Here is an 11874-nt window from a genome sequence, read left to right as displayed (position 1 = left end):
TACGTAGGGGGCGTTTTGGGTAGGGCGCTTTGGCGCGGCCCTTACGGCGTGGTGGTCGGGGCGGGTGCGGCCGCAGCGCCGCCCAGGCGGGTGCATTGCGATCCGCAGGCGTAGTTGCTGGCGGTCTGGCCGCGATAGACGGTGACGCTGCCGCTGCCGTTCTCCGACACCACGATCTGGCGGTCGGCCAGGGCGCGGCCGCTGGGACCGAAGGCCAGCAGGGTGGTCACGCCCGGGCGCTTGCCCAGGACGACCAGGGTGCGGTCGTTGACGACGCTGACGTCGGCGATGCTGGGATCGCCGACCACGATGTCGCGCACCGCGCCGCCCAGGGTGACGTACGAGGCCTGGCCCGAGGCGACCGCCAGGTCGGTCGACGTGCTCACGGGCGTCGTGCTGACCGTCCTGTGGGCGGGCAGGGACTGGGCGTTGGCGACGCCCCAGAAGGTCAGGGCGGCGGCGATGGCGAGCGAAAGGCGGCGCATGGAGGTTTCCGATCTCGGATCCGAACGTCCTCCAACATCACTTTGTTTGGTCAACAAAAGACTAAAGCGCCGCCGTGTGCGTCCAAGCGTCGCTTGAGAAACTCCTTGATTCCAAAGGGTTTGAGAGGTCTTCGAGGTGTCGTGGTTAAGAACAAGTAATGGTAAATACAAATAAACCAAAAGAAAATCGGCGAAAACTATTCGGTGTTTACTGGACATTAAGTGCGCTGGGCGAAATTGATCGTGTTTTCGGGGGTGAGCAAGTCGAACGGCTTGAGAGCCTCAAATCAACTGCTACTGGTTTAGGAGACCAAGTCATGACCAAGTTCGTCACTCGCTTCCTGAAGGATGAATCGGGCGCCACGGCCATCGAATACGGCCTGATCGTCGCCCTGATCTCGGTGATCATCGTGACCGCCGTCACGACCCTGGGCACCAACATCAAGGGCGCCTTCCAAAAGGCCGCGACGGCTACGACGGCCGCGGGTTCCTAATCGGATCCTTCGCACGCTCGAAAAAAGAGGGTCGAGGCTTACGCCTCGGCCCTTTTTCTTTGTTTTCAACACTCTATCGCTATCGGAATGGTCGAATTTCTTTAGGTTGCATGGTGCATTAACTGACAACCCTAAGGCTTGATTCACTATCGGCGACATATTGTCGCGGCGTTGGTTCAACCTTACGGAGACTGCGTTCATGACGCGCCTGCTCAAAGCCTTCGCCCAAGATGAATCCGGCGCCACCGCCATCGAATACGGCCTGATCGTCGCCCTGATCGCGGTGATCATCGTCGGCGCGGTGACCACGCTGGGCACGAATATTTCGGGCGCCTTTTCCAAGGCCGCCACCGAGACGACCGCCGCCGGTTCCTAATCGGGATCCCCAAGACGCGCTCGAAAAGGACACGCTCGAAAACGGAAAGGGTCGAGACCATGTCTCGGCCCTTTTCCTTTTGAGGCTCTTCTTCTTCGCGGTGAGCAACGTTTGCTTCACCCGTCCGTCCCACAATGAAGCGATCCAAACGAAGGCGCGTTTTTCGCCATGCAGGCTCTTCAGATCTCGCTGCTGCTGGTTTTCCCCGCCCTGGCCATCGTCGGGGCGCTGAAGGACCTGACCAGCTACACGATCCCCAACTGGGTCTCGCTGGCCCTGATCGGCGTCTTCCCGATCGCGGCCCTGGCCGTCGGCGCGCCCCTGGGCGATGTCGGTCTGTGCGCCGCCACGGGGTTCGTCGGCCTGCTGATGGGCATGGGGATGTTCGCGGCCGGCTGGATCGGCGGCGGCGACGGCAAGCTGTTCGCGGCCTGCGCCCTGTGGGTCGGCTGGCCCGCCGCCCTGCCGTTCATGCTCTATACGGGCCTGGCCGGCGGCGCCCTGACCTTCGCCATCCTGGGCCTGCGTTCGGGCTATCTTGCCCCGGCCGTGGCCGGCGGCCCGGCCTGGCTACGCAAATTGGGTACGAACGGCGGCGACCTGCCCTACGGCGTCGCCATCGCCATCGGGGCCCTGGCGGCCTTCCCGCAGAGCCCCCTGGCGCACGGACTCCTGGGCTAATTGAGCGCTGCACGCGTCGGTTGCAGCCGCGCTTGCCCGACTCGTCCCGCGACAGCCTGTCGCGCGCATCCCGGCTTTCGAGTTAAAAACTTTTAGCGCCCGTTAACCATGCGCAAGCGACCATGGGACGTGGCCAGAAAGGCTGACTGACGAATCGTGCGTGCTCGCCTGAAGGCGACCGTGCGGCTCACCCTAGAGTTTCAGCCCGCGCCATGAGCCCCGTTCGCCTCCTGATCATCCTGGTCGCCGCCATCTCGGCCATCGGCCTCGCCGTGGTCCTGCAGAAGGCCATGGGCGGCAAGCCGGCCGCCGCGCCGACGGCCCGGGCCGCGCCCGTCGAGGCGCCGGGCAAGCCCATGACCCAGGTCCTGGTGGCCAAGCGCGACCTGCCGATCGGCACGCGCCTGGTGGCAGCCGACGTCGACTGGCAGGCCTGGCCGTCCGACGCCATCAACAGCGCCTTCATCACCAATGGCGCCGCGCCCGCCAAGCCCGACGGCAAGGTCGAGGCCGCCAAGGCCAGCCTGGCCGCCACCGCCGACCAGATGATCGGCGGCGATCCGGCCAAGGTCGTCGAGGGCGCGATCGTTCGCGACCCGATCCTGACCGGCGAGCCGATCACCAACCGCAAGATCGTGCGCGGCGGGGAGGGCGGTTACCTCTCGGTCGTGCTAACCCCGGGCAAGCGCGCCATGTCCGTGCCCGTGACCTCCGACACCGCCGTCGGCGGCTTCATCCTGCCCGGCGACCGCGTCGACGTGCTGATGACCCGCGACGCCCAGAACAACTCGGCCGACGGCGGCTCGACCAAGACGGTCATCGCCGAGACCGTGCTGCAGAACATCCGCGTCCTGGCCCTGGACCAAAACACCGCCGCCGAGAAGGACGCCAAGTCCATCGTCGCGGCGACCGCCACCCTCGAGGTCGGCCCGGTCGAAGCCGAGGCCCTGACCCGCGCCAAGGCCAATGGTCCGGTGACCCTGGCCCTGCGCGCCTATACCGACCTGGGCGGACCCTCGGGCATGACGCGCCCGGCCGCCCAAGACGACTCCACCGTCCGCATCAATCGCGGCGGTCAGACCACCAACGTGGCGGTGCGCCCATGAGCCGTCCGGTGAAAGCCAACATGACCCACAAGCGCCTGACGGTCCCCGTGGCCGCCATGCTGGCCCTCTCCTGGACCGCGCCGGTGTTCGCCGACGGTCCGGTGGGCGGCTCGCATGTCTATCGCCCCGCCGCCCGCGTCTCGCGTCCGGCCCCGCCGCCCGCGCCGGTCTATGCGCCGCCGCCCGGCGAGCAGGTGGTTCGCATCACCCTGACCGCCGACCAGAACGCGGCCGCCGTCGAGCTGGCCAAGGGCAAGTCGGCGATCATCGAGCTGCCGACCGACGTCCGCGATCTGCTGGTCACCAACCCGACCATCGCCGACGCGGTGCTGCGCGACAAACGCCGCATCTATGTGGTCGGCCTGACCGAGGGCACGACCGACGCGGCCTTCTTCGACGCCACTGGCCGCCGCATCGTGTCGCTGAACATCCGGGTGACCCAGCCGATCGACCAGCTGGCCGACATGCTGAGCAGCGTGCTGCCCGACGCCAAGATCCGCGTGCAGCCGATCCGCGACAGCGTGGTGCTGACCGGCATGGTCCGCAACGCCTCGGAATCCGACGCCGCCTCGCGCATCGCCGTCCGTTATGTCGGCGGCGAGGACAAGGTCCTGAACATGCTGAGCATCGCCGGCAAGGACCAGGTGATGCTGCAGGTCCGCATCGTCGAGGTGCAGCGCAACGTCGTCAAACAGCTGGGCGTCGACCTGAACGCGGTGCTGGGCCAGCTGGGCCAGGACCAGTTCTCGTTCGGCCTGTCGCCGACCTACGGCGTCAACGGCAGCCTGCTGGGCGGGGTGACCGGCGGCTACAACCTCAACACTACCAAGCAGCCGACGCTGGGCGTTCCCTGCATGGACGGCGTGGCCGATGACGCCAAGTGTCTGGCCGTGGTGCACGGCAAGAACTACGCGACCGGGGTCATCAACCCGCTCACCGGCCGCGAGATCGTCGCGACCAACGGCGACACCGCCACCATCACCGACACCGCCGGCAGCACGGGCCTGAACCAGGCCAAGAGCATGCTGCAGGCCTTCGAGCGGGTCGGCCTGGTCCGCACCCTGGCCGAGCCCAGCCTGACGGCCGTGTCGGGCGAGGCGGGCCACTTCCTGGTCGGCGGCGAGTTCCCGGTCCCGACCGGCAGCGACGCCACCGGCAAGGTGTCGATCGAATTCAAGCCGTACGGCGTGGGCCTGGGCTACACCCCGGTGGTCCTGTCGGGCGGTCGCATCTCGCTGAAGATCTCGACCGAGGTGTCGGAGCTGTCCAGCCTGGGCGCCTTCACCCTGGTGAACAGCACCACCTCGACCTCGGGCACGACGACGTCGTCGCCGGCCCTGACGGTCCCCGGCCTGGCCGTGCGCCGCGCCGAGACGACGGTCGAGCTGCCGTCGGGCGGGTCGTTCATGATCGCGGGCCTGCTGCAGCAGACCACCAAGCAGACCATCGACTCCATACCGGGCATGACCTCCATGCCGATCCTGGGGACGCTGTTCCGCTCGCGCGACTTCCTGAACAACCAGACCGAACTGGTGATCATCGTCACCCCGTACATCGTCGACCCGACCCGTCCGCAGAACCTGCAGACGCCGGCCGACGGCCTGAGGTTCGCCAGTGACATGAGCACGGTCTTCATGGGCCGCATCAACAAGGTCGTGAAGGCGCCGCCCGGCGCGAACGCGGGGCGCGCGTATCAAGGCCCCGTTGGCTATGTGATCGAGTAGGACGCCGCCATGACGCTTCGCACCTCCGTCAAGATCGTCCTGATGGCCGCCGCCGTGGCGGGCCTGTCGGCCTGCGCCTCGGCGCCGAAGGACGAGGGTCCGTCCACGACCGCCGCCACCGAGACCCAGCAGTGGGTCGACAAGATCAAGGTCACCTCCGCGCCGGACGAGATCGTTCTGGCCCCGCATACGACGGGCCTGTCGGCCAACCAGTCGGCTGCCCTGGAAGACCTGCACCGCCGCTGGCTGGAGGCCGAGAGCCGCGAACTGGTCGTCACCGCGCCCAACAGCTCGGGCATGATGGCCACGCAGATCCGCGACCGCCTGATCGGCCTGGGGGCGCCGGGCGCGCGGGTGCGCGTGGTCGGCTTCAACCCGGTCGGTCCCGAGGATAACACCATCCGCGTCGGTTTCCTGCGCTACGAGGCCGAGAAGCTGAAGTGCGGCCAGCAGTGGGAAAACCTGACGGCGACGCGCAACAACGTCGCCTATGACAACTTCGGCTGCGCCATGGCCGCCAACCTGGCGGCCCAGGTCGCCAACCCCGAGGACCTGATCCGGCCTCGCGACATGACGCCGGCCGACACCGGCCGCCGCGACCGCGTCACGGGTCTCTACCGTAAGGGCGAGATCACCAGCACGGCCAAGGACGAACAGGCGACAGGCTCGATCTCGAAGGCGATCCCGTAATGCGGCCGACCGACAACGATCCTTTCGACCTGGGCTTCGACGCCGCCGACGAGTTCACGACCGGCGCGTCCGATCCCTGGCGCTCGTCCGCCCCCTCGCTGACCCCCGCGGGCGGCTTCGACGACCCGTTCGCCGAATTCCCGCCGGCCCGTCCGCGCGACGACGCCCTGCCCGCGCGTGCGCCGCAAGCCGCGCCGCCGGTCACGCGTCCGCAGCAACAGCAGGTCCGCCAGGCCCAGCCGCAGCAGCAGCGCGCGCCGCAGCCGGCCGTCGCCGCGGCCGACCTTCACGACCGCGACCTGGACATCGCGCCCCGCGCTCCGGTCGCGCCCGAGCCCGTGTACAACGAGCCGATCCCCGACAACGGCATGGGCGAGGCGGTAATCCCGCGCATCACCCTGCACGCCTTCTGCGCCCGTCCCGAGACGATGGCGCTGATCGAGCACGCCGCCGCCGACCGCCGCATGGCCCGCGCCTCGACCATCGTCCGCGACGGCGGCCTGGAAGCGGCCGTCGAGTACTACCAGAACCAGCCGACGCCTTCGCTGGTCATGGTCGAGACCAACGACACCGCCCAACGCCTGCTCCACCTGCTCGATAGCCTGGCCCAGGTCTGCGATCCGGGCACCAAGGTGGTCGTGGTCGGCCAGACCAACGACATCGCTCTGTATCGCGAGCTGATCCGCCGCGGCGTTTCCGAATACCTGACCCAGCCGCTGTCGCCTTTGCAGGTGATCCGCGCGGTCGGCGGCCTGTATGCCGACCCGTCCGCGCCGTTCATCGGTCGCCAGATCGCCTTCGTCGGCGCCAAGGGCGGGGTGGGGGCCTCGACGCTGTCGCACAACTTCGCCTGGGCCATGGCCGAGAAGATGCAGACCGCCACCGTGCTGGTCGATCTGGACCTGGCCTTCGGCACCGCCGGCCTCGACTTCAACCAGGACCCGCTGCAAGGCGTGCTGGACGCGCTGAGCCAGCCCGACCGCCTGGACCCGGTGCTGATGGACCGGATGATGGTCCGCTGCGGCGATCGTCTCAGCCTGTTCGCCGCTCCGGCCTCGCTGGACGACGACTACGAGATCACCGCCGACGCCTATGAGGAAGTGACCCAGAAGATCCGCGGCGCCGCGCCCTTCGTGGTGCTGGACATCCCGCACATCTGGAACGCCGCCGCCCGCCGCGTGCTGGTCGGCTCGGACGAGCTGGTGGTGGTGGCGACGCCGGATCTCGCGTCCCTGCGCAACGCCAAGAACATCATCGACCTGGTCAAGGGTTCGCGCCCCAACGACGTGCCGCCGCGCCTCGTGCTGAACCAGGTCGGCGTGCCCGGCCGTCCCGAGATCCCCGTGAAGGACTTCGGCGAAGCCCTGGGCGTCCAGCCGTCGCTGGTGCTGCCGTTCGATCCCAAGCCCTACGGCCAGGCGGCCAACAACGGTCAGATGCTGGCCGAGGTGGCGCCCAAGTCGAAGGCCGCCGAGGGACTGGAACACCTGGCCCGCCTGATCAGCCGGCGCGAGCCGCCGCCCGTCCAGAAATCTTCCATGCTCTCGGGCCTGTTCAAGAAGAAATAGATGTTCGGCAAGCGCGATCAGTCAGCCCCCGCCGAACAGAAGGCGCCGCCCCCCGCTCCGGCGGGCGGCGCGCCTATCGCCACGCGCCCGCAACGGGTCGAGCCGTCCGCGACCGCGCCTGAACCCAAGGCGCCGGCGCCGAAGGTGAACGGCCCCGCGCCCAAGTCGACCGCCGGCCTGGACCAGCTGCGCGCCGCCCAAGGCGTGGCCGCCGCCCAGACGACCAACATCGTCCGCGAGCAGAGCGACTACTACCACGCCACCAAGACCACGATCTTCAACGCCCTGCTGAACACCATCGACCTGAGCCAGCTGGCCCAGCTCGACCAGAAGCAGGCGGCCGAAGAGATCCGCGACATCGTCGCCGAGCTGGTGGCGATCAAGAACGTCTCGATGTCGGTGGCGGAACAGGAACACCTGGTCCAGGACATCATCAACGACGTCCTCGGCTACGGCCCGCTGGAGCCCCTGCTGGCGCGCGACGACATCGCCGACATCATGGTCAATGGCGCGCACCGCGTGTTCATCGAAGTGGGCGGCAAGGTCCAGCTGACCAACGTGCGCTTCCGCGACAATCTGCAGCTGATGAACATCTGCCAGCGGATCGTCAGCCAGGTCGGCCGCCGCGTCGACGAAAGCTCGCCGATCTGCGACGCCCGCCTGCCCGACGGCTCGCGCGTCAACGTCATCGCCCCGCCCTTGGCTCTGGATGGTCCGACCCTGACCATCCGGAAGTTCAAGAAGGACAAGCTGACGATGAAGAACCTGGTGGAGTTCGCCTCCATCAGCCCGGAAGGGGCGCGGGTTCTGGGGGTTATCGGCGCCTGCCGCTGCAACATCGTCATCTCCGGCGGTACGGGTTCGGGCAAGACCACCCTGCTCAACACCATGACCGCCTTCATCGACCCCACCGAACGGGTCGTGACCTGCGAAGACGCCGCCGAACTGCAGCTGCAGCAGCCACACGTGGTGCGCCTGGAAACCCGTCCGCCGAACCTGGAAGGTTCCGGCGCGGTGACCATGCGCGATCTCGTCAAGAACTGTCTGCGGATGCGTCCCGAACGCATCATCGTCGGCGAAGTCCGTGGCCCCGAAGCGTTCGACCTGCTGCAGGCCATGAACACCGGCCACGACGGCTCGATGGGCACGCTGCACGCCAACAGCCCGCGCGAAGCCATCAGCCGTATCGAGAGCATGATCACCATGGGCGGCTACGGCCTGCCCTCCAAGACCATCAAGGAGATGATCGTCGGCTCGGTCGACGTCATCGTCCAGGCGGCCCGTCTGCGCGACGGTTCGCGCCGCATTACCCACATCACCGAAGTCGTGGGCCTGGAAGGCGACGTCATCGTCACCCAGGACCTCTTCGTCTACGAGATCACCGGCGAGGACGAGGCGGGCAAGGTCGTGGGCAAGCACCGCTCGACCGGCATCGCCCGCCCGCGCTTCTGGGATCGCGCCCGCTACTACGGCCTGGAGCGCGAGCTGGCCGAAGCCCTCGACGCGGCGGAGTAGGCGGCGATGCTGTTCATCATCGCCGGGATCCTGGGCTTCATCACCATCGCGGGGCTGGGCTTCGCCTTCGCCGGCGGCGACAGCGATACGGTCAAGGCGACCAAGCGCGCCCAGCTGATCGCTGGCGGCGGCGAGCGCCAGGCCAGCGTCCGCGCCAAGGCCGCCGCCAACACGCCCGACGCCCGTCGCCAGGCCATCCTCAAGTCCCTGAAGGACCAGGAGCGCAAGCAGAAGAAGGCGTCGCTGAGCATCGGCGCGCGCATGCAGGCCGCGGGCCTCGCGCCAAACGTCAAGATGTTCTGGATCGTCAGCGGCGTGCTGGGCGTGTTCGTGGCCCTGATCATCCTGGTGCTGGGCCAGTCGCCGCTGGGCGCCCTGGGCGCGGGCTTCGCCGCGGGCCTGGGCCTGCCGCGCTGGGTGCTGGGTTTCCTGGGCAAGAGCCGCACCACCAAGTTCACCGAGGCCTTCGCCGACGCCGTCGACATCATCGTGCGCGGCATCAAGTCGGGCCTGCCGGTCCACGACTGCCTGAAAATCATCGGCAAGGAGTGCCCCGAGCCCCTGGCCGGCGAGTTCCGCACCCTGACCGAGAACGTCGCCATGGGCGTGCCGATGGATGCGGCCCTGGAGAAGATGTACGAGCGCATGCCGACCAACGAGCTGCGCTTCTTCTCGATCGTGCTGGCCATCCAGCAGAAGACCGGCGGCAACCTGGCCGAAGCGCTGGGCAACCTCTCCACCGTGCTGCGCGCGCGCAAGCTGATGAAGGAGAAGATCAAGGCGCTATCGGCAGAGGCCGTCGCCTCGGCCTTCATCATCGGCTGCATGCCGCCGGCCGTGGTGACGCTGATCACCGTGACGTCGCCGGCCTACATGAAGCCGATGTTCACCGACCCGCGCGGCCACCTGATGCTGCTGGCCGGCGCCACCCTGATGACCATGGGCATCTTCGTGATGCGCAAGATGATCAACTTCAAGTTCTAGGGGGAGGGGAACATGACCATCGTCGACACCCTGACCGATCCCTCGAACCTGCTGACAGCGTTCATCGCGCTCGTCGTGTTCGCCACCATCATCACCCTGGCCGCCCCGGCCATGCGCGACAACAACCTGGAAGGCCGCCTGAAGTCGGTGGCCAACCGCCGCGAGGAGCTCAGACGCCGCTCGCGCCAGAACATCGCCACGCGCACCGGTCCGGGCAGCAGCTCGCTGCGCCACACCGACGAAGGCCTCTACAAGAACGTCGTCGAGCGGCTGCAGCTGTCGCGGCTGCTGGAGGATCCCAAGGTCGTCGACAAGCTGGCCCAGGCCGGCTTCCGTGGTCCGCGCCCGGTCTCGACCTTCTACTTCTTCCGCTTCGTCATGCCGTTCGCCTGCGCGGCCATCGCGGCGTTCTATCTGTACGTGATCAACGGCTTTGGCCTGCTGCCCATCCAGAAGGTCTGCTTCTGCGTCGGCTTCCTGGCGCTGGGCTACTACGCGCCCAACGTCTACATCACCAACATCGCCCAGAAGCGCCGCGAGTCCATCGTCGCCGCCTTCCCCGACGCGCTGGACCTGCTGCTGATCTGCGTGGAAAGCGGCATGTCGATCGAGGCGGCCATCCAGAAGGTTGGCTCGGAAGTCGGCGCCTCGTCGATGGAGCTGGCCGAGGAACTCAGCCTGCTCACCGCCGAGCTGTCGTATCTGCCCGACCGCCGCCAGGCCTACGAGAACCTGTCGCGCCGGACCAACCATCCGGGCATCAAGTCCGTGGCCACCGCCATGATCCAGGCCGAGCGCTACGGCACGCCGCTGGGCACCGCCCTGCGCGTCATGGCCAAGGAAAACCGCGAACTGCGCCTCTCGGCCGCCGAGAAGAAGGCCGCGGCCCTGCCGGCCCAGCTGACCGTGCCGATGATCATGTTCTTCCTGCCGGTGCTGTTCCTGATGATCCTGGGCCCGGCGATCATGAGCATCATGGACGTGTTCGGGAAGAAGTGACGCCCGAGCGCGAAAACCTCGTCCTTCGACAAGCTCAGGATGAGGTTTTCGACTGAACCGCCGTGCCAATAGCCCTCATCCTGAGCTTGTCGAAGGACGAGGGCGGACCCACGGCCTCCCCGCAACTGGCGTATGGTTTGCGAGTCCTTAACCGGAACGTTTCGGTTTGGGACAGTGCGATGGATTACGGCTTCGGCAAGGGTCCTCCGATCCGCGTGTTCGCGGAGGAGGAAGAGGGCGGCGCGGCCCTGGAGATGGGGCTGCTGCTGGGGCTGGCGGCGTTCTTCGCGTTCACAATGAAACACCTGATCGCCGCGCCCCTGCTGGGCACCTTCACCAAGGCGGCGCAGGTGATGAGCCAGGCGCTGGCGGGCTAGTTACTGCCCGCCGCCGGCCTTCAGGGAATCCCACGAGCGGTTCGCGCCGGCCTGGCCGGTCGCGGCGCGCAGGTAGGCCAGGTTGTTGGCGACCTGTTCGGGGGGGAGGTCGGCGCGGGCCAGTTTTTCGGCTTCGGGCAGGCGGCCTTGCAGGCCGACGACCAAGGCGAGGTTCTGGCGCACCTGGATGGTGGCCGAGGGCAGGGCGGCGGCGCGGCGCAGTTGCGCTTCGGCGCCGGGCAGATCGCCCTTGGCGGCCAGGTGCATGGCGTAGTTGGCCAGCGGCGTGGCTTCGGTCGGCGCCAGCGCGAGCGCTTGGCGGTGCGCGACCTCGGCCTCGTCGTCGCGTTCGGCCTGTTCGTAGGCCACGCCCAGCAGGGTCAGCGGACGCCAGTCCCTGGGGTTGGTCGCGGCGGCCTTGCGGGCCGGGTCGATGGCGTAGAAGCCCTGGCCGCGCGCGATATGGGCGCGGGCCAGTTCCAGCAGCAGGGTCTCGTCATTGGGATTGGAGACCAGCGCCTTGGTCGCGGCCTCGGCGGCGTCGTCATTGCGGCCAAGGCCGCGCAGGGCCTGGGCCAGGCCAGCGCCGGCCTGGGCGTCGGCCGGATCGATCTCGAACTCCGAGCCCCAGAAGGCCGCGCGGGCCAGCGGGTCCAGGCGCGCGGCTTCGGCGCGCTGCTGCGGCGAGGCCTTGACCGGGGCGGCGACGGCCGGCGAGGCCGGCTTGGGCGCATCCGCCGCGAAGGCGGGAGCGGCCAAAGCCAAGAAAGCCGGGGCGAGAACGGTTGCGACGAGCGCGCGCTTGCGACACATGAAAGACATGTCTCCAGAGAGTGCGCGCATCATCCGGGCGCGGCCCTCAAGGAATCGTTAAG

The 11874-nt window shown here is 67.9% G+C and carries 13 protein-coding genes and 1 pseudogene; 12 read left to right on the top strand and 2 right to left on the bottom strand.

Going from position 1 to position 11874, the window contains the following annotated elements; translation table 11 throughout:
• Positions 1 to 41: 41 nt before the first annotated feature.
• Positions 42 to 485: a pilus assembly protein N-terminal domain-containing protein gene (locus tag AC07NF_RS25610; RefSeq protein WP_494633969.1), complete on the bottom strand. Its 444-nt coding sequence runs from the start codon at positions 483 to 485 to the stop codon at positions 42 to 44.
• Positions 486 to 802: 317 nt separating this feature from the next.
• On the opposite strand from AC07NF_RS25610, the gene AC07NF_RS25605 reads away from it, so the two are divergent.
• The 12 genes and pseudogenes from AC07NF_RS25605 to AC07NF_RS25550 all read left to right on the top strand — a co-directional run bounded on the left by AC07NF_RS25605 (position 803) and on the right by AC07NF_RS25550 (position 10999).
• On the top strand, positions 803 to 979 hold the full coding sequence (locus AC07NF_RS25605; protein ID WP_492814779.1) for a Flp family type IVb pilin: 177 nt from the start codon (positions 803 to 805) through the stop codon (positions 977 to 979).
• Between the two features lie 199 nt (positions 980 to 1178).
• On the top strand, positions 1179 to 1355 hold the full coding sequence (locus AC07NF_RS25600) for a Flp family type IVb pilin (RefSeq protein ID WP_492814781.1): 177 nt from the start codon (positions 1179 to 1181) through the stop codon (positions 1353 to 1355).
• A gap of 168 nt (positions 1356 to 1523) precedes the next feature.
• On the top strand, positions 1524 to 2036 hold the full coding sequence (locus AC07NF_RS25595; RefSeq protein ID WP_492814783.1) for an A24 family peptidase: 513 nt from the start codon (positions 1524 to 1526) through the stop codon (positions 2034 to 2036).
• A 212-nt stretch (positions 2037 to 2248) separates the two neighbouring features.
• Complete coding sequence (gene cpaB / locus AC07NF_RS25590) at positions 2249 to 3142, top strand: Flp pilus assembly protein CpaB (RefSeq protein ID WP_494633971.1); 894 nt, start codon at positions 2249 to 2251, stop codon at positions 3140 to 3142.
• 20 nt (positions 3143 to 3162) lie between these two features.
• Complete coding sequence (locus AC07NF_RS25585; protein WP_494633991.1) at positions 3163 to 4866, top strand: type II and III secretion system protein family protein; 1704 nt, start codon at positions 3163 to 3165, stop codon at positions 4864 to 4866.
• A gap of 9 nt (positions 4867 to 4875) precedes the next feature.
• The gene (locus AC07NF_RS25580) at positions 4876 to 5556 is read left to right on the top strand and encodes a CpaD family pilus assembly lipoprotein (RefSeq protein WP_494633973.1); all 681 of its coding nucleotides are present in this window, start codon (positions 4876 to 4878) and stop codon (positions 5554 to 5556) included.
• Positions 5556 to 7124, top strand: coding sequence for a CpaE/TadZ family protein (locus tag AC07NF_RS25575; RefSeq protein ID WP_494633975.1), 1569 nt, complete (start codon positions 5556 to 5558; stop codon positions 7122 to 7124). The genes AC07NF_RS25580 and AC07NF_RS25575 overlap by 1 nt, the downstream gene beginning before the upstream one ends.
• Complete coding sequence (locus tag AC07NF_RS25570; RefSeq protein WP_492814791.1) at positions 7125 to 8639, top strand: TadA family conjugal transfer-associated ATPase; 1515 nt, start codon at positions 7125 to 7127, stop codon at positions 8637 to 8639.
• A gap of 6 nt (positions 8640 to 8645) precedes the next feature.
• Entirely contained in the window at positions 8646 to 9623 is a 978-nt protein-coding gene (locus AC07NF_RS25565) for a type II secretion system F family protein (RefSeq protein ID WP_492814793.1), read from the top strand.
• Positions 9624 to 9635: 12 nt separating this feature from the next.
• A complete protein-coding gene (locus AC07NF_RS25560) occupies positions 9636 to 10622 on the top strand; it encodes a type II secretion system F family protein (protein ID WP_492814795.1) in 987 nt (328 codons plus the stop codon).
• A pseudogene (locus tag AC07NF_RS25555) lies at positions 10619 to 10728 on the top strand (hypothetical protein); the annotation flags it as partial. The gene AC07NF_RS25560 and the pseudogene AC07NF_RS25555, both read left to right, overlap by 4 nt.
• A gap of 73 nt (positions 10729 to 10801) precedes the next feature.
• The gene (locus AC07NF_RS25550; protein ID WP_295112154.1) at positions 10802 to 10999 is read left to right on the top strand and encodes a hypothetical protein; all 198 of its coding nucleotides are present in this window, start codon (positions 10802 to 10804) and stop codon (positions 10997 to 10999) included.
• On the opposite strand, the gene AC07NF_RS25545 is transcribed toward AC07NF_RS25550, so the two are convergent.
• Positions 11000 to 11812: a tetratricopeptide repeat protein gene (locus tag AC07NF_RS25545; RefSeq protein ID WP_494633978.1), complete on the bottom strand. Its 813-nt coding sequence runs from the start codon at positions 11810 to 11812 to the stop codon at positions 11000 to 11002.
• Between the last annotated feature and the right edge of the window lie 62 nt (positions 11813 to 11874).

The organism is Caulobacter sp. GW821-FHT10A06, assembly GCF_059415805.1.
Note: the sequence above shows the minus strand (reverse complement) of the source record. Positions and strands in the feature narration are given on the sequence as shown.